Source organism: Nocardioides sp. 503, assembly GCF_004522095.1.
Taxonomy (GTDB): domain Bacteria; phylum Actinomycetota; class Actinomycetes; order Propionibacteriales; family Nocardioidaceae; genus Nocardioides.
On sequence record NZ_SPUI01000003.1, the window covers coordinates 285,813 to 308,115 of the forward strand.

The following is a 22,303-nucleotide window of genomic DNA, read 5'->3' on the forward strand; positions in this document are numbered from 1 at the left end:
TTCCGCGAGGAGACTCAGCGGCGTGCAGATCCTCTCCATCCAGTCCTCCGTCGCCTACGGCCACGTCGGCAACTCCGCCGCCGTCTTCCCGCTCCAGCGCCTCGGCCACGAGGTGTGGCCGGTCATCACGGTGCACTTCTCCAACCACACCGGGTACGGCGCGTGGCGCGGGCCGCTGCTCGCGCCGGCCGACGTGGCCGAGGTGATCGCGGGCATCGGCGACCGCGGCGTCCTCGGCCAGGTCGACGCCGTGCTCTCGGGCTACCAGGGCGACCCGGCCATGGGCCAGGTCATCCTCGACGCCGTCGCCCAGGTCAAGGCGGCCAACCCCGACGCGGTCTACTGCTGCGACCCGGTCATGGGCGACGTGGGGCGGGGCATGTTCGTCCGGCCCGGCATCCCGGAGTTCCTGCGCGAGGTGGTCGTCCCCGCCGCCGACGTGATCACCCCCAACCACTTCGAGCTCGACTTCCTCGCCGGCACCACCACGACCACCCTCGACGAGGTGCTCGCCGCGGTCGACATCGTCCGCGAGGGCGGCCCCCGCGACGTGCTCGTCACCAGCGTGCTGCACACGGACTCGGCGGCCGACACCCTCGACGTGATCGCCGTCTCCGACGAGGGCGCCTGGGCGGTCACCACTCCCCTGCTGCCCATCACGCCCAACGGCTGCGGCGACGTGACCGCGGCCCTCTACCTCGCCCACCTGCGCACGACCGGCTCCCCCGAGCTCGCCCTGGCCCGCACCACCTCGTCGGTCTTCGGCATCCTCGAGACCACGCTCGCCGCCGGCACCCGCGAGATCCAGCTGGTCGCCGCCCAGGACGCCATCGCCGACCCCGCCGACCGCTTCCCGGTGCGGCGGCTGCGCTGAGCGTCGGCTCGGCCGTGGCAGGATGCCGGCATCCCTGCCGCCGTGCCGAGAGTGTGGAGAGTCCGTTCCATGATGTCTCGCCGTCGGATCCCGGCTCTCGTGGCCCTCGTCGTGGTCGCGCTGCTCGTCGTCGTCGCCTGGCGGTGGTGGTACCTCGACGACGGGCGCCGCGCGGACTGGGCGCGAGACGACCTTGCGGACCTGCCGGGCGTGCACGGGGTCGTCGACCGGGACGGTGTGCCGGAGGTGGAGCTGAGCAGGGACGTCGGCACCGAGGAGATCGCGGACGTCCTCGACGAGGCAGCGGACTACAGCGAGCTCGTCGAGCAGGCCGGCGGCGGCGCCTTCGTCACGGTCCGCGGAGGCCAGGCCGTGGTCCGCGTCGGGGACGGCCAGACGAGGGTCGAGCCCGACGCGCTCGACGAGGTCGGGGACTGGCCGCGTGTCCTGGAGGACGTCGAGGTGCTCATCACCGCCGGCGACGACGGCCTCCGGCTGAGTGCGACGTCCCGGTGGACCCCGTCGGTGCGGACCCTGCACTGGATGGCCGACGGGCTCAGCGCCTCCGACTCCGCGACGGCGGACTCGGTGCGCGAGCTAAGCGCGACGAAGGACGAGGGCACGCCCTCGCGGGTGCTCAGCCCGCCCGACCGGAGCATCACCGAGAGCAGCCCGGTGCTCGGCGGGCTCGCCGCGCTGGGCGACCTCAACCCGGTGATCGTGATGAGCGTGCCTCACGACGGTGTCGTGAGCGTCAGGACCGGACCCGACGAGATAGACCGGGCCCGCCGACGCGTGACATCCGCGACGAGCCCGTACCCCGACCTCGCGGTCGACGTCACGACCGGCTGACGACAGAGCCGCGTGAGAGAATCGAACTCTCGACATTCGCATTACAAGGGCGATGCTCTGCCAACTGAGCTAACGCGGCACGCGCTCTCGCGCGGGGCAATCCTAGGTGGTCCCGGCCTGGCACCGGCCACCCGCGCCGCGCCTCACGCGGCCGGGCGGAGGAACTCCTCGAGCGAGCGCGCGATGCCGGCGGCGTCGAGGCCGTGGGCGGCGACGTGCTGCTCGGGGGTGCCGTAGCGGCGGTGCTCGGCGCGGTCGACGCCGAGGGCGAGCAGGCGGTGGGGCACGTCGCGCAGGGCGTCGGCGACGTGGCGGGCCGACGTGCCGGCCAGCCAGGGCTCGACGAGCACCACGTCGGGGCTCCCGAGCGCGGCGCGCAGCCCGCAGGCGTCGAAAGGGCGCACCGTGCTGGTGTAGAGCACGGTGACGTCGCGCCCCGCCGTGGCCGCCACCACCGCGTCCAGCACCGGGCCGATCGCGACGACGGTCGCCCCGGCGCCACGGCGTACGACGTGGAAGGTCCCCGGCGTCACCGCGAACGCGCAGGCGTTGGCCTGGCCCACGACCCGCACGTAGTGCAGCCCCGAGCCGGCCACGGCCGAGCGCAGCACCATGTCGGTCTCGACGGCGTTGCCAGGGGCGTGCAGGGAGATCCCGGGCAGCGTGTCGAGCAGCGCGACGTCCCCGGGCGACTGGTGGGTGCGGCCGGCGCCGGACATGTCGAAGGACCCACCGGCCCCGACCAGCACACCGCCGACGTCCTGGTGGGCGAAGCCCAGCTTGACCTGTTCGAAGGCGCGCTCCACCAGGAACGACCCGAAGGTGTGCACGATCGGGCGCAGCCCCGTCAGCGCCAACCCGGCGCCGACGTTGACGAGCAGCTGCTCGCGGATGCCGACGTTGACCACCCGGTCGGGGTGGCGCGCCTCGACCTCGCGGAGGTACTGCCCGGAGATCTCGGCGTAGACCAGCGCGACGGAGTCGTCGGACTCCACCAGGTCGGCCGCGGTGGCCGCGAGCTGGCGGCGTGCGTCCCTCATCGCCGGCCCACCTCGGCCACGACGACGCTCGGACAACCGACCGCGCGGTGCGCGAGCGCCTTCTCCAGCAGGTCGTGGTCGCGGCCGTCCACGGTGACGGCGTGCCAGCCCTCGGTGCGGAAGCGCTGCTCGATCCGCCCCTCGACGGCGTACGACGCCGAGCGGTTGTCGACGACCACGACCGTGAGCGCGTCGAGCTCCAGCGCGGCCGCGAGCTCGAGGGCCTCGTGGTTCGAGCCCTCGTCCAGCTCGGCGTCGCCGACGAGGACGACGACCCGCGAGCCGATGCCCTGGGCGCGCAGCCCGAGCGCCGTACCGACGGCCAGCGGCAGCCCGTGGCCGAGCGAGCCGGAGGAGATCTCGACTCCGGGCACGAGGTTGCGGTCCGGGTGGTGCCCCAGCGGGGAGTCGTAGCCGCCCCAGCCCGCCAACCACGACTCGGGGAAGAAGCCACGCTCGGCGAGCACGGCGTAGTAGGCCATCGGGCCGTGGCCCTTGGAGAGATAGAAGCGGTCGCGGTCGGCGTCGGCCACGCGCTCGGGCGACACGTCGAGCACCCGCTCGTAGAGGACGCGCAGGACGTCGAGGGTGGAGGTGGCGGCCGCCGAGTGCTTCTCGTCGCCCGTCATCAGGCTCATGAGGCTGGTCGTGGTGCTCATGCCGACCATGCTCGAGCTTCAAGTCGACTTGAAGTCAAGACCCCGCCCCCCGGAGCCGCCCGACCTTTGACAGACTCCTCCGGTGACCGACGCGCCCGCCCCTGAGAGCCGCGCCGCGCGGATCCTGGTCCTGGTCGGCATCGTGGTGCTGGCCTTCAACCTGCGCCCCGCCGCCGTGAGCGTGGGCCCGGTCCTGGACGAGATCCGCGACGGACTCTCGATGTCCGGCACGGAGGCCGGGGTCCTCACCTCGCTGCCGGTGCTGGCGTTCGCGCTCTTCGGCGGGCTGGCGCCGCGCTTCGCCCGCGCGGTCGGCAGCCACCGGCTCACGCTGCTGGCGCTGCTGAGCGTCGTCGTCGGCCTGTTCTTCCGCGCCCGAATGGAGAACGTCCTGCCATTCCTGGCGCTGTCCCTGCTGGCCCTGGCCGGCATGGCGACGGCCAACGTGCTGCTGCCGTCGCTGATCAAGGCGCACTTCCCCGACCACACCGGGCTGATGACGTCGATCTACTCCACCGCGCTCGCCATCGGCCTGACCCTGGCCTCGGTCACGACGGTGCCGATCAGCGAGGCGACCGGCGGCTGGCGCGACGGCCTGGCGACCTGGGCGTTCACGGCCGCCATCGCCGCGCTCCCCTGGCTCGCGCTCATCCGCCACGACCGGCCGCAGGGCGACCCCGACCGCGCCGGCCACGCCCCGATCAGCCTCCTCGCCGTCGCCCGCACCCGACTGGGCCTCGGCATGGCGCTGTTCTTCGGGATCCAGTCGCTCCAGGCCTACGCGATCTTCGGCTGGTTCGCCGCGATCTTCCGCGACTCCGGCTACTCCGCGACGCAGGCCGGCATCCTGCTCGGCGTCGTCACCGGTGTCAGCATCCCGCTGTCGTTCGTGATCCCCACGCTCGCCGCCCGGATGCCCGACCAGCGGCCGCTCGTGTGGGCGATCCTGTCGTGCTACCCCGTCGGCTACCTCGGCATGATCCTGGCGCCGTACGAGGGCGCCTACCTGTGGGCGGTCCTGGTCGGGATCGGCACCACGACGTTCCCGCTGATCCTGACCCAGATCGGGCTGCGCTCCCGCACCCCCGCGGGCACCGCGGCCCTGTCCGGCTTCACGCAGTCGACGGGCTACCTGCTGGCGGCGCTCGGACCGTTCGGCGTCGGGCTGCTCCACGACGTCAGCGGCGGGTGGACCGTGCCGCTGGTCGCGCTCACCGTGCTGACGGTCCCGCTGGTGGCAGTGGGGTTGTCGGTCTCGCGCCCGGCCTACATCGAGGACGAGCTGGACGAGCGTCGGCGCACCGCCTAGCTCATGCCGCCGTCGAAGGCGAGCACGCTCCCGGTGATCATCCGCGCCTCCTTCGAGGCGAGGTAGACGATCGCGGAGCCGAGCTCGGCCGGCGTGATCGCGCGCCCGGGCAGCAGCATCATCAGGCGGTCGGCGACGCGGGCGTCGAGGTCCTCCGGGAAGATGCTGGCCACGTGGGACACGATCGGGGTGTCGACGGTGCCGGGGCAGACCGCGTTCACCCGCACCCGGTGCGGCGAGAGCTCGAGCGCCAGCGACCTGGTCAGCATGGTGAGCCCGCCCTTGGCGGCGGCGTACGCCGCGGCGTAGGGCTGGGGAACGTTGCCGGCCACCGAGGAGACGTTGACGATGTTGCCGCGGCTGGCCTTGAGGTGCGGCAGGGCCGCCTGCATCAGCATGAACGGGCCCTTGAGGTCGACCGCGTGCACGCGGTCCCACTCGGCGTCGGAGATCTGCTCGAACCGCCCGAACTGCACGATGCCCGCGACGTTGGCCAGCACGTCGATCCGCCCGCCCGCCGCGCAGGTCGCGATGGCCGCGTCCACGGACGCCCGGTCGCCGACGTTGCACTCGACGTAGGTCACGCCGTCGGGCACGGTCGCCTGGATGTCGAGGCCGAAGACCACGTCGCCCAGGTCGCGGAAGAGCTCGGCCGTCGCGAACCCGATGCCGGACGCGGCCCCGGTGATGACGACGACGCGCGGGCTCGGGGCGGGGGTCTGGCTCATGGCGCGGAGCGTACCAGCGGACTAGAACGTGTTCTAGGTTTGCGGACCGGGTCCTGCTCGGCGGACCGCGCATGTTGAAGTTCGCTTGAGGTACCGGCAGGCTGACGGAGTGGAGCTGACGGTGGGACAACTGGCGGAGAGGTCGGGCGTGGCGACGAGCGCGATCCGCTTCTACGAGTCGCGGGGGCTGGTGCACTCGCGGCGCACGACGGGCAACCAGCGGCGCTACCCGCAGGCCGAGCTGCGGCGGGTGGCGTTCATCCGCACCGCCCAGCGCGTCGGGCTGTCGCTCGACGAGATCGCCGAGGCGCTCGCGACCCTGCCGGACCGCCGGGCTCCCACGAAGTCCGACTGGCACCGGCTCAGCAAGGCCTGGCGGCCGCGCCTCGACGAGCAGATCCGCCGCATCGAGCTGCTGCGCGAGCGGCTCGACGGCTGCATCGGCTGCGGCTGCCTGAGCCTTCGGAGCTGCGCGCTCACCAACCCCGGCGACGCCGCGGCCGCCCGCGGCACCGGGGCGGTGTTCCTCGAGCCATGAGCCTCCTGCACGAGCCGCACCACGACGGCTCCCCCCTCTACCTGCCTGATGACCGCCCCACACCCGACGGCACCGTCACGGTGCGCATGCGCACGCACGTCGACGACCCCGTCGCCGCGGCCTGGGTGCGCACGACGTACGACGCCGAGCCGGTCTTCCACGAGTGCCGGCGCGAGGCGCCCGACCCGGCGGACGGCAGCACCGTCTGGTGGTCGGCGGAGCTCCCGGTGCACAACCCGGTGACCCACTACCGCTTCCTGCTCGCCGACGACGCGCAGGACGAGGCGACCGCCCCTCGTCAGCGCTGGCTGACGGCCGCCGGGATCGTCGAGCACGACGGGCCGGACGCCTTCGACTTCACCGTCACCTGGCACGAGCCGGCGCCCGACTGGGGCCGCGACGGCGTCGTCTACCAGGTCTTCCCGGACCGCTTCGCCCGCTCGGGCGCGGCCGACGGCCGCCCCACCCCCGACTGGGCGCTGCCCGCCGCGTGGGACGACGAGGTCGTCTTCGAGCTCGACGACCCGCGCACGGCGGTGCAGCTCTACGGCGGCGACCTGGACGGCGTGGTCGAGCACCTCGACCACCTGGCGCAGGTGGGCGCGACGATCCTCTACACGACGCCGGTCTTCCCCGGGGAGAGCAACCACCGCTACAACGCCTCCACCTTCGACGGCGTCGACCCGCTGCTCGGCGGCGACGAGGCCTACGCCCGGCTCAGCGCGGCCGTCCACGACCGCGGCTGGCGGATCCTGGGCGACCTCACCACCAACCACACCGGCGACACGCACGAGTGGTTCCTGGACGCCGCCGCCGACCCGGAGTCGGACCGCCGCACCTGGTACCACTTCGCGCCCGACGGCACCTACGAGTGCTGGATGGGCTGGCAGAGCCTGCCCAAGCTCAACCACGCCGACGCCGGGGTGCGGCGCGCGATGGTGGCCGGACCCGACAGCGTGGTCGCCCGCTGGCTGCGCCCGCCGTTCGACGTCGACGGGTGGCGCATCGACGTCGCCAACATGACCGGCCGGCTGGGCGCGATCGACGTCAACCACGACGTCGCCCACGACGTACGGCGCACGGTCGCCGAGGGCCTGCCCGACGGGCTGGTCATCGGCGAGCACAACCACGACGCCTCGGGCGACCTCGACGGCGCCGGCTGGCACGGCACCATGAACTACTCCGGCTTCGCCTGGCCGGTCTGGTCGTGGCTGCGCGACCCCGCCTCCCCGGCCCGCGCCTTCGGCCGGCCGGTGCCGGCGCCCCGGCGCGGCGGCGGCTCCGCCCAGCGGGCGCTGCGCGAGTGGCAGGCCCGCTACGGCTGGCGCGCCACCAGCGCGTCGTGGAACGTGCTGGGCTCCCACGACAGCGCCCGGATCCGCACCGTGACCGGCGACCCGGCGCTGCACCGGGTCGCGGCCGGGCTGCAGTTCACGCTCCCGGGCGTGCCGATGGTCTTCGCCGGCGACGAGCTCGGGCTCGAGGGGATCGCCGGGGAGGACTCACGCCGCCCGATGCCCTGGCACCGCCCCGAGACCTGGGACCACACCACGCTGGCGACGTACTCCTCGCTAGCAGCGGCCCGCGCCGAGCACGTCGCGCTGCGCCGCGGGAGCCTGCGCTGGGCGCACGTCGACGACGACTGCCTGATGTACCTGCGCGAGCACCCGGCCGGGTCGGTGCTGGTCTGCGCCCGCCGCGCGCCGGGCCCGGCGGTCGACCTCCCGGCCGACCTGGTCACCCTCCGCGAGCCGCTCGTCTCGACGGAGGCCGAGCCCGTGGGTCCGCACTCCTCCGACCACCCGGGACTGACCGTCTGGCGGGTCTAGGGTGAGCGCCATGGCGCTCCACATCGTGGCGAACCGGCCCGACCCGGCCCTCCTGCGCCTGCCCTGGGCGACGTGCCTGGAGGAGTGGGACGACGAGTACGTCGTGCCGCTGCCGCGCGGCCTCTCGCGCCACGTCGTGCGCATCGTGCGGCTCGGCACGCGCACCTACGCGATCAAGGAGACCGTCGCGGACATCGCGTTCAAGGAGTACCACCTCCTGCGCGACCTCAACCGGCTCGGCCTGCCGGCCGTCCTGCCCCAGGGCGTCGTGACCGGCCGCGTCGACGAGCAGGGCGAGGAGCTCCCGGCGGCGCTGCTGACCGAGCACCTGCAGTTCTCGCTGCCCTACCGCAGCCTGTTCGCGCACGGGCTCACCGCCGACAACGTCCCGTCCCTGATGGACGCCCTCGTCGTGCTCCTGGTCCGCCTGCACCTCGAGAGCTTCTTCTGGGGCGACGTGTCGCTGTCCAACGTGCTGTTCCGCCGCAACGCCGGCGGCTTCGCGGCGTACCTCGTGGACGCCGAGACCGGCGAGCTGCGCGGCAGCCTGTCGGAGCAGATGCGCGACTACGACCTCACCATCGCCACCGAGAACGTCTTCGCCGAGCTGCTCGACCTCCAGGCCAGCGGCTCCCTCGACGAGCATGCCGAGGCGCTCGAGATCGCGCACTCGATCCGGGAGCGCTACGCCGACCTGTGGGCCGAGCTCACCGACGTCGAGGAGTTCTCCGCCGAGGAGATGTGGCGCATCGAGCAGCGCATCGAGCGGCTCAACGACCTCGGCTTCGACGTCGACGAGCTCGACATCGTCACCGACATCGGCGGCGACCAGGTCCGCATCCAGCCCAAGGTCGTCGAGCTCGGCCACCACCGCCGCGAGCTCCAGGCCCTCACCGGCCTCAACGTCGAGGACGGCCAGGCCCGCCGGCTGCTCAACGACATCGCCTCCTTCACCGCCCACTACGACCTGGGCCGCGAGGACCGCACCCTGGTCGCCAACCGCTGGCTCACCAAGACCTGGGAGCCGCTGGTCGCGATGATCCCCGCCGAGCACCGCGGCAAGCTCCCGCCGGCGGAGTTCTTCCACGAGGTGCTCGTCCACCGCTGGTACCTCTCCGAGCAGGCCGGCCACGAGGTCGGCATCTTCGACACCGCCCGCGACTACATCGAGCACGTCCTCCCCCACCGCCCCGACGAGGTGGTGGAGGTGTCGTCCGGCGGCGACTCGTCGGGGTAGTCCCTAACAAATTCGTGGCCCGGCGGCCCCGGGGACCACGAATTCGTTAGGGACTATCCCGACCGTGCAGCTCAGCGGAGGAGGTCGCGGCCGATCACCATGCGCTGGATCTGGTTGGTGCCCTCGAAGATCTGGGTGACCTTGGCGTCGCGGAAGAGGCGCTCGACGGGGTAGTCGCGGGTGTAGCCGTTGCCGCCGAGGACCTGGATGGCGTCGGTGGTGACCCGCATGGCGGCGTCGCTGGCGGTGAGCTTGGCGATGCTGGCCTGGCGGGAGAAGGGGCGGCCGGCGTCCTTGAGCCGCGCCGCGTGGAGGTACGTCGCACGCGCGCGCTCGACGTCCGCGGCCATGTCGGCCAGCAGGAACTGCATCCCCTGGAACTCCCCGACGGCGCGGCCGAACTGCTCGCGCTCGCCGGCGTAGGCCACGGCGTGGGCGAGCGCGGCCTGCGCGATGCCGGTGGCGACGGCGGCGATGCCGAGCCGGCCGGCGTCCAGCGCCGAGAGCGCCACCCGCATGCCGGCGCCCTCGTCGCCGATGCGCTGGGCGGCCGGGATCCGGGCGCCGTCGAAGAGCACTTGCGTGGTCACGTCGCACGCCAGCCCGAGCTTCTTCTCGGGGGCGCCGAAGCTCATGCCCTCGGTGTCGGCCGGGACGATGAACGCGGACAGCCCGCGCTTGGGGTCCTCGCCGGTGCGGGCGAACAGGATGTAGTAGTCGGCGCACGAGCCGTTGCTGATCCACTGCTTGGTGCCGGTCACGACGTACTCGTCGGTGGCGGGGTCGAGCACGGCCTTGGTCCGGATGCCGCTGACGTCGGAGCCGGCCTGGGGCTCCGAGAGGCAGTAGGCGCCCAGCCAGTCGCCGCCGAGCATCCGCGGCAGCCAGGTCGCGCACTGCTCGTCGGAGGCGTTGGTCGAGACGACCGTGGCCGTCAGGGAGTGCACGCTCGCGCCGACGCCCACGCTCGGCCACGCGGTGGCGATCTCCTCGATCACCTGGAGGTAGACCTCGTAGGGCTGGGCGCCGCCGCCGACGTCCTCGGCGAACGGCAGGCTGAGCAGTCCCGAGCGTCCCAGCAGGCGGTAGGCGTCGGCGGGGAACTCCGCGCGCTCCTCCATCGCGTCCACCTGCGGCGCGAGCTCGCGCGCGGCGATGTCACGGGTCAGCGCGAGCAGTGCCTCGGCGTCCTCGTCGGGCAGCAGTCGGTCCACGGTGGTCGGCACGCCTCCCACCCTATGACCGCCCCCTGACCGGTCGGTCGTCAGCCGGTGACGGCCTCGGGCTCGACGCCGTAGCGCTCGGAGTAGCCCGCGAACCGCTCGCGCAGCTCCCCCTCGTCGAGGCCGAACTGCGCGACGTCGTAGGCGTGGGTCCCGAAGGCGCCGCGCGGCCGGTCCGCGACCGACGCGGCCATCGCGTCGAAGGCGCCGGCGCCGGGCTCGAGCCCGAGCGAGGCGTAGAGCGACCCGACGGTGGCGACGGGGTCGCGCGCGAGGTCGGCGTAGTGGACGTCGAGGATCGGGTGCTCGGGGCGACGGGCCCGGAAGTCGTCGATGCGCGCGACCGACTCCGCCAACGTGTCGGTCCAGTGGGCGGCGATGTAGTCGCGGTGGTCGGCGTCGGAGAACGTGCTCGACATCGTCGAGATCAGGCTGCACACCGAGCCGGTGAGCACGACCGGGTCGCGGTGCAGCAGCACCAGCCGCGCGTCGGGGTAGGTGTCGACGAGCGCGTCCAGGGCGAGCGCGTGGTGCGGGCTCTTGAGCGTCCAGCGCCCGCGCACCCCGCCGCTCTGCAGCACCTGCAGCACCATGCGGTGGTAGGCGTAGGCCGGCGCGTCGTCCGCGGCGCGCCACCACGCGCCGTACGACGGGACGTTGGCGATCGCCTCCCACGAGATGCTCTGGAAGGCCTGGCCCATCACCGCGATGCACTCGGTGGCGTCGGCGGCCCCCTCGTGGTGGATCTTGCTGATCTCGGGGTTGAGCATCTCGAGCATGTCGACACCGCCCTGCGCGGCGTCGACGCGCGGGCCGCTGCGCCGCTCGTCGGGCGCCGGCGGCGGCACCGAGTCGCCCGACTCCCACGCGAGGAGGGCGCGGTTGGCCGGGTCGCGGTCGAGCAGGTTGGAGAGGAACGTCGTGCCGGCGCGGAACATGCCGATCACCACGACCGGCGCCTCGATCCGCTCGTCGAGCACCTCGGGGTGGCGGGTGGCCCAGTCGACGACCTTGAGCCGGTTGGTCAGCGCCGCCACCACCGCGGGCCCGAGCGCCACGCCACCGAGGTCGTTGAGCTGCGCCTCGCCGTCCAGCGCGGCGACGTAGTGGTCCAGCCCCTCGCGGAACGCCGGGTCGCCGAAGTCGTCGAGCCCCGTGGCCGCGCTGGCCTGGGCCAGCAGCTCCTCGCTGTTCATGCGCGTGCTCCCGTCGTGAGGTCGGCGACCGTGCGCCCCGTCGTACGGCGGGCGGCGTGGGCCTCGAGGGCCTCCGCGACGCCGTCGAGGCCGACCGTGCGCCCGACGACCGGCCGCACCCGGCCCTCCGCGACGAGCTCCAGCAGCGCCGCGTGGACCCGGGCGCCGGTGGCGGGCGGGAACGGGTTGACCCCGAACTGGCGGAACGCGCGCGGCACCTCGAGGTAGGCCAGGATCACGCCCATGGCGGTCATGTTGGCCATGGACAGCTTGCGCAGCGCCCGGCCGGTCAGCCCGGACTCCGGGTCGTCGTTGAAGCCGACGGCGAGGTAGCGGCCCCCCAGCGCACCGCAGGTCCACATCGTCTCGGTCTGCTCGCCCCCCACGGGGTCGAAGATCACGTCGGCGCCGCGCTCGCCGGTCTCGTCCATGACGACGTCGAAGACGCTCTCGGTCTCCTGGTCGATCGCCCGGGCCGCGCCGAGCTCGAGGCACAGCCGGCCCTTGTCGGCCCCGCCGGCGACCGCCAGCACGCGGGCGCCCGCGGCGACCGCCAGCTGGATGGCGGCGGTCCCCACGGCACTGGCCCCGCCGCGGACCACCACGGTCTCGCCGGCCCGGAGCCCGGCCCGCTCGTGCAGGGCGAGGTAGGAGACGTGGAAGGGCAGCGTGAACGCCGCGGCCGACACGTCGTCCAGCGAGGGCGGCGCCTCGAAGAAGCTGCCGGCGAGGGCCCTCTCGGCGAGCCCGCCCAGCGACTGCGGGCAGATCCCGACCACGCGTCGTCCGAGCCACTCCTCCATGCCCGCGCCCGCGGCCTCGACCACGCCGGCGACGTCCATGCCGAGGGTGAACGGCGGCTCGGCCATCACCGCCGCGACCCCGCCGCGACAGCGCGCGATGTCGCCGAAGTTGAGGGAGGCCGCCGCCACGTCGACGCGCACCTCACCCGGCCCCGGCTCCGGGACGGCCACGTCCTGGACCTCGATGGCGTCACTCGGTGACGCGTGACGGACGACGCGGACTGCGCGCATGGCGACCCTCCCCCGGCCCCGACGACGATGTCGGGGACCGGTCGGAACCTACTGAGAGGTGGTACTACGCGTCAACGGTCGGTGCGGTCAGCATCGCGGACGCCATCTGCACCAGGTTGGCGACGAACCGGTCGGTCGGCATCTGGTGGCGGTGGTTCTCGTCGCCGGCGAGCGAGCGCACCCGGCGCGCGACCGTGCCGAGCACGAACGCCGTCATCAGGGCGAAGCGCTCCGAGCGCAGCTCGTCGTCGAGGTCCGGCAGTCGCTCGTGCAGGGTGCGGAAGACCTCGTAGCCGCCGCTCCCGGCCAGCGCGGCCTCGACCTCGGGGCTGTAGCTCGAGGGGTCCTGCTCGGCGAGCTCGGCGATGATCACCAGGTAGCTGGCGCCGCTCGGCCCCTGCTCGGCCAGCTCGACCGCGGGCCGGACGACGGCCTCCACGACCGACGCCACGTCGTCGTCGGAACGCTCGCGCGCCTGACGGAGGAGCTCCAGCTCGCGCTCCTGGAGGAAGGCGTTGTGCTGCTCCAGCACCGCGACGAGGAGCCCGTCGCGGCCGCCGAAGTGGTAGTGGACGGCGCCGCGGTTGCGCTGACCCGCCTGTCGGGTGATCTCGACGAGCGAGGCCGACTGGATGCCCTGGTCGGCGAAGCCCTTCGTCGCCGCCTCCACGAGTCGCTGCCGGGTGGTGACCATCCCCGCAGCGTAGAGCCTTACGGTGTCAGCCGCTGTCATCCAAGGACAAGAATTCTCCGACGTCGAAACGGCCGTTGGTCTGCAGGATCACCGGCTGCAGCCCGACCGGCCGTCCGTCGTCGTAGGTCACCAGCGTCACCTGCGCGGCGCGGCGCAGCTTGCTGCCGATCGCGATGGCGTACGCCGCCCCGCCGGTCGTGCCGGTCGTGAACGTGTAGCCGACGGCGCCGTCCTCCGCCGTGACCGCCGTCGGGCCCTCCTGGGTGTGCACGTGGCCGCCCAGCACGAGGTCGGTGCATCCGCGCGCGAGCGCCTCCGCGCCGAGGTCGGCGTCGTGCACGAGCAGGGTGGTCACCCGCTCGCCGTCCTCGTCGGCCGCGCAGGCGGCGTCGGCCAGCCGGTCGCCGACCTCGGAGAAGCTGAGCCCGGTCTCGTCGCGCCACGTGCCCAGGCCGCTGGAGCGGGGGTCGGCGACGCCGAGCAGCCGGCTGCCGCCGGGTCCGTCGACGGGCTCGCCCTCGAGGACCGTCCAGCCCTGACCGTCGAGGTAGTCGCCGACGAAGGTGCCGTTGTCGTGGTTGCCGGTGACCGCCCAGCGCTCGTCGAGGTCGTCGAAGGCGGCCGTGAGCGAGTCGAGGGAGAACGCCTCCCAGGTCTTGCCCGTCGAGGTGTCGTCGCCCGCGTCGAAGACCGCGGTGGCGCCGCCCGCGTCGCCGACGGCGCGCGCCACGGCGTCCATGCCGATGTTGTCGTGACGGTCGGAGACCAGCGTCACGACGGTCTCACCGTCCTCGGGCTCGCGCAGCTCGAGGCCGGCTGCGTCCTCGGCGGCCTGCGCGTAGAAGTCCTGGCTGCGGGCGTAGGTGTCGACCGCGCTCTCGATGAGCCGACGGGTCTGGGAGGTGGTCACGTCGCCGCGCACCTCCACCCGGGCGGCCTCGTCGGGCACCGCGACCGTCGGGCCGAGGAAGTCCGCCAGCGAGACCCAGTCGCGCTCGGCGGCGACGCTCTCCTCGTCGGCGTCCCAGGGCTCCCAGAGTCCCACGACCATGAGGGCCGCGATCAGGCCCGCCAGCGCGCCCTGCCGGGTCGCCGCCAGCCGCAGCAGCTCGCGGCGCCGGGCACTGCCGACGAGGGCGAAGACCAGGACCGGCACCAGGCCGATGATCGCCCCGCGCAGCACGGCGTCGACGAGCATCTCGCGCAGCGCGTCGCCGACCTTGGCGGCCACGCCGTCGGGCTGGCTGGCCAGCAGCGCGTAGCGCTCGACCAACGCCTCGGTGGAGGGCGCCTCGGTCTTGCCGAGGGTGATGTCGGCACCCACGGGGTAGCCCGAGTCGACCCGGAGGTCCGGCAGCACCGGGCCGGTGTGCAGCACCACCCGGCCGCTCAGGTCCGGCCGGATCACCGCGTCGTGGCTGGCCAGCGTGACGGTGCGGCTGCTCGTCAGGAACAGCACCGCGATCGCGACCAGCGCGAGCGCGCCCCACGCGGCGGCGTAGGCCAGCGCGAGCGCCCCGCGCACCGCCGTACGCCGGATCCGCGGGCGCGGCTGCGGCGTCTCGACCGTCACCGGCTCGGTCAGGTCCGCGCCTGGGCGATCGCGTAGAGGGCCACCGACGCGGCCACCCCGGCGTTGAGGGACTCCACGTTGTTGGCCATCGGGATCGACAGGAGCTGGTCGCAGGTCTCGCTCACGAGCCGCGAGAGCCCGTCGCCCTCGGAGCCGACCACGAGCACGAGCGGTCCGTCGGCCAGGTCGAGGTCGGGCAGCGAGACGTCGCCGTCGGCGGCGAGCCCGACCACCATGCACCCGGCGTCCTGGAACGCCTTGAGCTGGCGGACCAGGTTGACCGTCTGCGCGACGGGGATGCGCGCGGCCGCACCGGCGCTGGACTTCCACGCCGACGCGGTCATGCCGGCAGCGCGCCGCTCGGGGATGACGACGCCGTGTGCGCCGAACCCGGCCGCGCTGCGGATGACCGCCCCGAGGTTGCGCGGGTCGGTCACCGAGTCGAGCGCCACGATGAGCGCCGGCTCGTGGTTGGCCGCGGCCAGCTCGAGCAGGTCGTCGGGGTGGGCGTACTCGTAGGTGGGGATGCGTGCGGCGAGGCCCTGGTGGACCGCGCCGCTGGTCATGCGGTCCAGCTCGCCCTTGCTGACCTCGAGGAGGTTGAGGCCCCGGTCCGCGCAGATCGCGAAGACCTCGCGCAGCCGGCCGTCGCGCTCGGCGCCCTCGGCGACGTAGACGGCCGTGACGGGGACGTTCTCGCGCAGCGCCTCGACGACGGAGTTGCGCCCGGCCATCCACTCGGCCTCAGTGGTCTTGCGGCGCTGCTTGCTCGCGCCGCTGCCCGTGCGACCGCCGGCGCTCTTGGTCTTCTCGGCCTTGTAGGCCTTGTGGTACTCGCGCTCCTTGGCCTTCGGCGTCGGGCCGCGGCCCTCGAGGCCGCGCTTGACCCGCCCGCCGGACCCGGCGGTCGGCTTCTTGCTGGTCTTGCGGATGGCGCCCTTGCGGCTGCTGTTCCCTGGCATTACCACGTCCACCTTGCTCCGGCAGGGGTGTCCTCGATCTCGATCCCCGCTGCCTTGATCTGGTCGCGGATGGCGTCCGCGCGCGCGAAGTCCTTGTCGGCCCGGGCCTGGGCACGCTGCTCGAGGAGCCCGGCGACCAGCGCGTCGACCGCGCCCGACAGCTGCGTCAGCCGCGCGTCGTCGCCGGAGCCGCCCCACGCCGGGTCGGCGGGGTGCAGCCCGAGCACGTCGAGCATGGCGAGGACGTCGGCCACCTGGGCCGAGACGTCGTCGCCCGTCGCCAGCAGTCGGTTGCCCTCGCGCACGGTGTCGTAGAGGACCGCCACGGCCGCCGGAGTGCCGAGGTCGTCGTCCATCGCGGTCACGAACGCCTCGGGCAGGTCGCCCTGCTCGCCGGCGGGCGCGCGGTCGAGGAAGCCCTCGATGCGGCGGAAGCCGGCGGCGGCCTCGTCGAGCGCCTCGAAGCTGAACTCGACGTGGGAGCGGTAGTGGGCCATCAGGAGGTAGAAGCGCAGCTCGATGCCGCGGTAGCTCTCCAGCACGGCCGGGATCGTGAGCGAGTTGCCCAGCGACTTGCTCATCTTCTCGCCGGCGGTGGTGATCCAGGCGTTGTGCATCCAGTACGACGCGAAGGGGCGGCCGGCCGCGCGGGACTGGGCCTGCTCGTTCTCGTGGTGGGGGAAGCGCAGGTCGACGCCGCCGCCGTGGATGTCGAAGGCCGGGCCGAGGTACTTGCCGGCCATCGCGGAGCACTCGATGTGCCACCCGGGGCGGCCGGGTCCCCACGGGGACGGCCAGGCCGCGGTCGCCGGCTCCGTGTCCTTCTTCCAGCCCTTCCACAGGGCGAAGTCGCGCGGGTCGCGCTTGCCCCGGGGGTCGGCGTCGGAGGCGGCCTCCATGTCGTCGATGCCCTGGCGGGTGAGCTCGCCGTAGGACGGCCACGACCGCACGTCGAAGTAGACGTCGCCGGAGCCGTCCTCCGCGGCGTAGGCGTGGCCCTTGGCGATCAGCTCCCCGATCAGCTCGACCATCTCCGGCACGTGGCCGGTGGCGCCGGGCTCGTAGGTCGGCGGCGCGACGTTGAGCGCGGCGTAGGCGCGGTCGAGCTCGCGGTGCATGGCGTAGGCGAGGTTGTACCAGGGGCGGCCCTGCTCGGCGGCCTTGGTGAGGATCTTGTCGTCGATGTCGGTGACGTTGCGGATGAACGTCACGTCGAGCCCGCGGTGGCGCAGCCAGCGCTGCAGGACGTCGAAGACGACCCCGGAGCGGACGTGTCCGACGTGCGGCTCGCTCTGCACCGTGAGCCCGCACAGGTAGAGACCCGCCTTCCCCTCCTCGAGGGGGACGAAGTCACGGACCTCGCGGGTCGCGGTGTCATAGAGCCGGAACGTCACCTGCCGAGTCTAGGAGCCCCGCGTCCCGAGGTCAGCATCGAGCGTGCGGTGACGACCGCCTCACCTGTGACAGGAGTGACGGATGTGACCTATCGTGGGCGGGTGCGCCTCCCCTTCCCCGCCCTGCTCGCCACCACCGCCGCCGCCGGCCTGACCGCGGCCCTCTGCGCGCCGCTCGTGCCGTCCGCCGGTGCCGCCTCGTCGTCCTCGACCGCCTCGTCGGCTGCCACGACCACGCCGCGCTCCATCGCCTACACCGAGTGGGACACCGGGCCGCAGCTGCGCGCCGGCACCGCGAAGGGCGCTCGCGTCATCAAGGGCGGCCGCCTGGCCGTCACACCGACCGCGGCCGCACGCCGTACGTATGCGGGGCGCAGCTACCAGGTCGGCCGCTGGGTCTCGCCGTGGAGCGCGACCAGGTTCGGGCTGACGGAGCTCATCGCCTCGTGGGAGGCCACGACGCCCGGCAACAGCTGGGTCGAGATCGAGGTGCGCGGGCGCACCAAGGCCGGCGCGACCTCGAGCTACGACGTGCTCGGCCGCTGGACCTCCGGCGACGCCTACACCAAGCGCCAGACCGTCTCGGGCCAGAAGGACGACCTGGCCCGGGTCTCGGTCGACACGTGGCGCAGCAACGCCGCCGCCGGCCTGACCTCCTACCAGCTGCGCGTCTCGCTGATGCGCCTGCCCGGCAAGCCCAGCCCGACCGTCGACACCGTCGGCGCCGTGGCCTCGCGGCTGCCGTCGGGCCAGGTCGCCGAGTCGACGCCCGGCGTCGCCCGCGGCACGGTGCTCGACGTCCCGCGCTACTCCCAGATGATCCACCGCGGCCACTACCCGCAGTGGGGCAGCGGCGGCGAGGCCTGGTGCTCGCCCACCTCCACCTCGATGGTGCTCGGCTACTACCGCAAGCTGCCGCGGCCGGCGCGCTACTCCTACGTGCCCTCCGACCACGTCGACCCGTGGGTCGACCACGCCGCCCGCATGACCTACGACCACGCCTACGACGGCACCGGCAACTGGCCGTTCAACACCGCGTACGCCGCCGGCCTGACCGGCCACGCGTTCGTCACCAAGCTGCGCTCGCTGCGGGAGGCGGAGCAGTTCATCGCGGCCGGCATCCCGCTCGTCGCCTCGGTCGCGTTCGGCCCCGGCGAGCTCAGCGGTGCCCCGATCTCCTCCACCGAGGGCCACCTGCTGGTGATCGTCGGCTTCACCAGGTCCGGCGACGTCGTCGTCAACGACCCGGCCGCCTCGACGCGAGCGGGCGTGCTCCGTACCTATGACCGCGGGCAGCTCGAGAACGCCTGGCTCCCCACCACCGGCGGCACCGTCTACGTCATCACCGACGACGCCCACCCGCTCCCGGACACCGCCCACACCAACTGGTGACCCCCCGCCTCGGGGGTCGAGGAGGGACGAAGTCCCGTCGCGAAACCAAGCGGGCCGCCCCCGGAGGTTGAGGAGGTTGCGCAGCAACCGTCTCGAAACCCGCTGGCCGCGCAGGGCCGTCAGACGCCGTAGCCGCCGTCGACGTCGAGCTTCTGGCCGGTGACGAAGCCGGCGCGGTGCGACGCCAGGAAGCACACGGCCTCGGCGACGTCGGCGGCGTTGCCGAAGCGGCGCAGCGGGATGTTGCGGCGGGTGATCTCGAGCGCCTCGTCCGTGAGCTCGCCGGAGGAGATCAGCCGTTCGGCCATGCCGTCGGTGAGCATGCCAGGGCCGACGCAGTTGAGCCGGACGCCGTAGCGCCCCTCCTCCGCGGCGAGCGCCCGCACCATCGCCTCGACGGCGGCCTTGGGCGCGGACGACAGCCCGTCGCGCACCGGGAACCGCGACGTCGCCGCCGTGGTCACGGCCACCACCGAGCCGGCGCTGGCGCGCAGGTGCGGGAGCGCGGGCTGGACGACGGAGAAGAAGCCGGCGGCGTCCGTGGCGAGCTGCGTAGCCAGCTCCCTCGGCGCGACCGTGGACAGGTGGACCATGGGGACGTGCGGCCCGGCGGCGTACACGAGGGTGTGCAGGCCACCCAGATCCCCGACGGCACGGTCGACGACCGCGGCGCCGGCGGAGAGGTCGGCGAGGTCCAGCTCGTACGCCGGGTGGTCGCCCGCGGGGCGGCGCGTGCGGTAGGTGACGCCGACGGCCGCGCCCCTGTCGGCCAGCATCGCGGCGATCGCCAGCCCCAGCCCGCCGCTGCCGCCGACCACGAGCGCGCCGCCGGGGCGGTCGGCGAAGTCGGCGCTCACGCCGAGACCGACACGTCGACGCCGTGCCAGCCGGTGGCGCCGTCGGGGAGGACGTCGCGCTCGACGCCGGTCTGCACGAGGCCGTCCTTGTCGGTGGCCCGGACCTGCAGCACGTGGTCGCCGGGCTCCAGGTCGACCACCGCCCGCCACTGCACCCACGTGTCGACGGTCCCGGGGTCGGCGATCTCGCCGGCCGTCCAGGCGCCGCCGTCGACGGAGACCTCCACGCCCGCGATGCCGGTGTGCTGCGCCCACGCCACGCCGGCGACCACGACCTCGCCCGGCTCGAGCTCCGCGCCGGAGCCCGGGACGTCGATGCGCGACGACATCTTCACCGGTCCGCGCTCGCCCCAGCCCTTGGTCGTCCAGTAGGCCTGGACGTCGGCGAACCGGGTCACCTCGAGGTCGACGACCCACTTGGTGGCCGAGACGTAGCCGTAGAGACCGGGCACGATCGAGCGCACGGGGAAGCCGTGCTCGATCGGCAGCGGCTTGCCGTTCATGGCCAGGGCCAGCATCGCGTCGCGGTCGTCGGTGAGCGCCTCGATCGGCGTGGCACAGGTCCACCCGTCCTCGGAGGTCTGCAGCACCGCGTCCGCGCCCGGGCGCACCCCGGCCTCGGCGAGCAGCGTCGCGATCCGCACGCCGCTCCACCACGCGTTGCCGATGAGGTTGCCGCCGACGACGTTGGAGACGCAGTTGAGGGTCACCCAGGCCTCGGTCTTCTCGAAGGCGTTGAGCTCGTCGAAGGTCACCACGACCTCGCGGTCGACCAGGCCGTGGATGCGGACCTGCCACTCCGCGGGGTCGATGACCGGGACCGAGATCGCGGTGTCGATCCGGTAGAAGTCGTCGGCCCTGGTCAGCCACGGCGTGACGTCGGCGGTCCCGAGGAGGGCGCTGGGAGGTACGTCGGGGGCGGTCACGCCGGGCAGCCGCAGCAGCCCGCGGATCCGCTCGACCTCGCGGCGACCGGCGCCGACGAGGCGGCCCAGCACGCCGACGACGGCGGCCGCGCCGGCCATGGCGGCCGCGCCCACCAGGAAGCCGCGCCGCGACGACTCCGGCAGCCCGGCCTGTCCGGCCCGGTCCGTCGAGCCGGTCGCCTCGGCCGCAGTCGTCGCGTCGGCGGGGGTCGTCGCGTCGGCAGGGGTCGTCGCGTCGGCCCCGGGGCCCGCACCGTCCGCCGTACGGAGGGGGGCGGTGAGCAGCGAGAGGGCCAGCAGCCAGGTGACGAAGCCGACGGCGACCGGGAGCGCGTCGCTGCCGTTGGCCGTGCCCTTCGGCAGGAGCACGGCGAGGGCGGCCACGAGGGCCAGCGCGAGCAGCACCAGTGTCGGCGCCCACGAGGAGCGCCGCGCCAGGCGGCCCACGAGCGCGAAGAGGCCGACGCTGAGCAGCAGGATGACGGCGACGAGGACCGGCTTGTCGCGGTGCCCGAGCACGTCGATGGCCGCCTCGGCCAGGGCGCCGGGCGTCAGCCGGATGACGTCCTCGGCCACGGCCACGACCGGCGACTCGCGGATCGAGAGCGCGTTGGCCGTGAGATAGCTCGTCGACAGCCCCGCCGCACCGGCCAGGATCCCGGCCAGCGACCACGCCCAGCGAGTCGTCTTCACACCCTCGATTGTGGCTCAGGCATCATCTTCGGGTGAAGCAGCCCCGGATCGGCATCGGCACGGACGTCCACCGGCTCGTCCCCGGCGTGCCTCTGCACCTCGCCGGGCTGTCCTGGCCGGACGAGCCCGAGGGGCTCGAGGGCCACTCCGACGCCGACGTCGCGGCCCACGCCGCCTGTGACGCCCTCCTCTCCGCCGCGGGCCTGGGCGACCTCGGCTCCAACTTCGGCACGGCCGACCCGGCCTGGGCCGGCGCCTCGGGCGCGGCCCTCCTCGGCGAGACCGCCCGGCGCGTGCGCGAGGCCGGCTTCGAGGTCGGCAACGTCGCCGTGCAGGTCATCGGCAACCGCCCCCGGCTGGGCCCGCGCCGCGCCGAGGCCGAGGCCGCCCTTTCGGTGGCCCTCGGGGCCCCGGTGACGGTCTCCGCCACGACCACCGACGGCCTCGGCCTCACCGGCCGCGGCGAGGGCGTCGCCGCCATCGCCACCGCCCTCCTGCTGACCACCTAGCGACGTACGCACCGGTGCTCGAGCAGCGAGGAGCCCTGGCGACGAGCGCCCGTCGAGATCTCCGCCGGCCGACTAGGGGCCCTCTCCCAGCTCGGCCCGCATCGCGACCGCCGACTCGTCGATGATCTCGCGCATCGCGGCCTCGGCAGCGGCCGGCTCCCGCTCGCGGACGGCGCGGGCGACGGCGTCGTGCAGCGCGATCGCGTGCGGGTTGGGGCGGCTGGGCATCAGCCCGTGGTGCGTGCGCCCGGCCAGGATCTCCGCGACGACGGCCGCCATCGAGCGCAGCATCTCGTTGCCCGAGGCCGCGAGCAGGGTGCGGTGGAAGACCACGTCGGCCTGCAGGTAGGCCTCCAGGTCCCCCGTGCGCCCGTGGACGAGCATGTCGCTGGCCGACGAGGCGAGGACCCCGCACTGCTCCACCGTCGCGCGCTCCGCGGCGAGGCTGGCCGCGACCGGCTCGAAGCCGCGGCGCAGCTCGGAGAGGGACAGGAGCTGGGCGCTGCGCTCGGGGCTGTCCAGGCGCCACCGGATCAGCAGCGGGTCGAAGACGTGCCAGTCCGACCGGGGCAGGACGGTGACCCCCACGCGGCGCCGCGAGGCGACCATCCCCATCGACTGCAGCACCCGGATCGCCTCGCGCGCCACCGGCCGCGACACGGCGTGCTCGCGGGCGATCGCCTCCAGGGTCAGCACCCGACCGGGCGCCAGGTCCCCGGTCACCAGCCGCAGCCCGAGCGCGTCCAGGACGCTGCCGTGCAGGCCGGGCGAGGAGGCGGTCACG

Annotated in this window: 21 protein-coding genes and 1 tRNA gene; 8 read left to right on the forward strand and 14 right to left on the reverse strand. The window is 73.8% G+C overall.

Annotated elements, in window-relative coordinates; all coding sequences use genetic code 11:
* Positions 1-22 precede the first annotated feature (22 nt).
* Both pdxY and E4622_RS08715 read left to right on the forward strand, forming a co-directional pair.
* Entirely contained in the window at positions 23-874 is an 852-nt protein-coding gene (gene pdxY / locus E4622_RS08710; protein ID WP_134739822.1) for a pyridoxal kinase PdxY, read from the forward strand.
* A gap of 69 nt (positions 875-943) precedes the next feature.
* Positions 944-1,726, forward strand: a complete 783-nt coding sequence (locus tag E4622_RS08715) for a hypothetical protein (protein WP_134739823.1) — start codon at positions 944-946, stop codon at positions 1,724-1,726.
* A gap of 6 nt (positions 1,727-1,732) precedes the next feature.
* Here the strand turns inward: E4622_RS08715 and E4622_RS08720 are convergent.
* The 3 genes from E4622_RS08720 to E4622_RS08730 form a co-directional block, all read right to left on the reverse strand.
* Positions 1,733-1,805, reverse strand: a tRNA-Thr gene (locus E4622_RS08720).
* A gap of 64 nt (positions 1,806-1,869) precedes the next feature.
* Positions 1,870-2,766: a transketolase gene (locus E4622_RS08725; RefSeq protein ID WP_134739824.1), complete on the reverse strand. Its 897-nt coding sequence runs from the start codon at positions 2,764-2,766 to the stop codon at positions 1,870-1,872.
* Positions 2,763-3,425 carry a thiamine pyrophosphate-dependent enzyme gene (locus tag E4622_RS08730; RefSeq protein ID WP_209021847.1) on the reverse strand — a complete coding sequence of 221 codons (663 nt, stop codon included), beginning with the start codon at positions 3,423-3,425 and terminating at the stop codon, positions 2,763-2,765. The genes E4622_RS08725 and E4622_RS08730 overlap by 4 nt, the downstream gene beginning before the upstream one ends.
* An 82-nt stretch (positions 3,426-3,507) precedes the next feature.
* Here E4622_RS08730 and E4622_RS08735 point away from each other — a divergent pair, with 82 nt between their 5' ends.
* Complete coding sequence (locus E4622_RS08735; RefSeq protein ID WP_134739826.1) at positions 3,508-4,734, forward strand: MFS transporter; 1,227 nt, start codon at positions 3,508-3,510, stop codon at positions 4,732-4,734.
* Here the strand turns inward: E4622_RS08735 and E4622_RS08740 are convergent.
* Positions 4,731-5,462, reverse strand: a complete 732-nt coding sequence (locus E4622_RS08740) for an SDR family oxidoreductase (protein ID WP_134739827.1) — start codon at positions 5,460-5,462, stop codon at positions 4,731-4,733. The genes E4622_RS08735 and E4622_RS08740 overlap by 4 nt on opposite strands.
* Before the next feature lie 121 nt (positions 5,463-5,583).
* Here E4622_RS08740 and soxR point away from each other — a divergent pair, with 121 nt between their 5' ends.
* The 3 genes from soxR to E4622_RS08755 are packed head-to-tail and all read left to right on the forward strand — an operon-like array spanning position 5,584 to position 9,066.
* Complete coding sequence (gene soxR, locus E4622_RS08745) at positions 5,584-6,000, forward strand: redox-sensitive transcriptional activator SoxR (protein ID WP_348536980.1); 417 nt, start codon at positions 5,584-5,586, stop codon at positions 5,998-6,000.
* Complete coding sequence (locus tag E4622_RS08750) at positions 5,997-7,829, forward strand: glycoside hydrolase family 13 protein (protein ID WP_134739829.1); 1,833 nt, start codon at positions 5,997-5,999, stop codon at positions 7,827-7,829. The genes soxR and E4622_RS08750 overlap by 4 nt, the downstream gene beginning before the upstream one ends.
* A gap of 10 nt (positions 7,830-7,839) precedes the next feature.
* Positions 7,840-9,066, forward strand: coding sequence for a DUF4032 domain-containing protein (locus E4622_RS08755; protein ID WP_134739830.1), 1,227 nt, complete (start codon positions 7,840-7,842; stop codon positions 9,064-9,066).
* A gap of 71 nt (positions 9,067-9,137) precedes the next feature.
* On the opposite strand, the gene E4622_RS08760 is transcribed toward E4622_RS08755, so the two are convergent.
* From E4622_RS08760 to cysS, 7 genes are all read right to left on the reverse strand, one after another.
* The gene (locus E4622_RS08760; RefSeq protein WP_245155956.1) at positions 9,138-10,292 is read right to left on the reverse strand and encodes an acyl-CoA dehydrogenase family protein; all 1,155 of its coding nucleotides are present in this window, start codon (positions 10,290-10,292) and stop codon (positions 9,138-9,140) included.
* Positions 10,293-10,330: 38 nt separating this feature from the next.
* Positions 10,331-11,485, reverse strand: coding sequence for a sulfotransferase (locus E4622_RS08765; RefSeq protein ID WP_134739831.1), 1,155 nt, complete (start codon positions 11,483-11,485; stop codon positions 10,331-10,333).
* Positions 11,482-12,519 carry a zinc-binding dehydrogenase gene (locus E4622_RS08770; RefSeq protein ID WP_134739832.1) on the reverse strand — a complete coding sequence of 346 codons (1,038 nt, stop codon included), beginning with the start codon at positions 12,517-12,519 and terminating at the stop codon, positions 11,482-11,484. Before E4622_RS08770 ends, E4622_RS08765 begins: the two co-directional genes overlap by 4 nt.
* Before the next feature lie 64 nt (positions 12,520-12,583).
* Positions 12,584-13,213, reverse strand: coding sequence for a TetR family transcriptional regulator (locus E4622_RS08775; RefSeq protein ID WP_134739833.1), 630 nt, complete (start codon positions 13,211-13,213; stop codon positions 12,584-12,586).
* 25 nt (positions 13,214-13,238) lie between these two features.
* Positions 13,239-14,786: a metallophosphoesterase gene (locus tag E4622_RS08780; protein WP_245155957.1), complete on the reverse strand. Its 1,548-nt coding sequence runs from the start codon at positions 14,784-14,786 to the stop codon at positions 13,239-13,241.
* Between the two features lie 8 nt (positions 14,787-14,794).
* Entirely contained in the window at positions 14,795-15,748 is a 954-nt protein-coding gene (gene rlmB / locus E4622_RS08785; protein WP_134739834.1) for a 23S rRNA (guanosine(2251)-2'-O)-methyltransferase RlmB, read from the reverse strand.
* The gene (cysS, locus tag E4622_RS08790; protein WP_134739835.1) at positions 15,748-17,142 is read right to left on the reverse strand and encodes a cysteine--tRNA ligase; all 1,395 of its coding nucleotides are present in this window, start codon (positions 17,140-17,142) and stop codon (positions 15,748-15,750) included. The genes rlmB and cysS overlap by 1 nt, the downstream gene beginning before the upstream one ends.
* A gap of 102 nt (positions 17,143-17,244) precedes the next feature.
* Here cysS and E4622_RS08795 point away from each other — a divergent pair, with 102 nt between their 5' ends.
* The gene (locus tag E4622_RS08795; RefSeq protein ID WP_134739836.1) at positions 17,245-18,534 is read left to right on the forward strand and encodes a C39 family peptidase; all 1,290 of its coding nucleotides are present in this window, start codon (positions 17,245-17,247) and stop codon (positions 18,532-18,534) included.
* 119 nt (positions 18,535-18,653) lie between these two features.
* Here the strand turns inward: E4622_RS08795 and E4622_RS08800 are convergent, their stop codons facing one another.
* Positions 18,654-19,391 (reverse strand): SDR family oxidoreductase, encoded by a 738-nt coding sequence (locus E4622_RS08800; RefSeq protein WP_134739837.1) that lies wholly within the window; start codon positions 19,389-19,391, stop codon positions 18,654-18,656.
* Positions 19,388-21,010, reverse strand: coding sequence for a molybdopterin-dependent oxidoreductase (locus E4622_RS08805; protein WP_245155958.1), 1,623 nt, complete (start codon positions 21,008-21,010; stop codon positions 19,388-19,390). Before E4622_RS08805 ends, E4622_RS08800 begins: the two co-directional genes overlap by 4 nt.
* A gap of 32 nt (positions 21,011-21,042) precedes the next feature.
* Between E4622_RS08805 and ispF the strand changes: the two genes are divergently transcribed.
* Positions 21,043-21,519 carry a 2-C-methyl-D-erythritol 2,4-cyclodiphosphate synthase gene (gene ispF, locus E4622_RS08810; protein ID WP_134739838.1) on the forward strand — a complete coding sequence of 159 codons (477 nt, stop codon included), beginning with the start codon at positions 21,043-21,045 and terminating at the stop codon, positions 21,517-21,519.
* A gap of 72 nt (positions 21,520-21,591) precedes the next feature.
* Here the strand turns inward: ispF and E4622_RS08815 are convergent, their stop codons facing one another.
* On the reverse strand, positions 21,592-22,302 hold the full coding sequence (locus tag E4622_RS08815; protein ID WP_134739839.1) for an FCD domain-containing protein: 711 nt from the start codon (positions 22,300-22,302) through the stop codon (positions 21,592-21,594).
* Position 22,303: the final 1 nt, after the last annotated feature.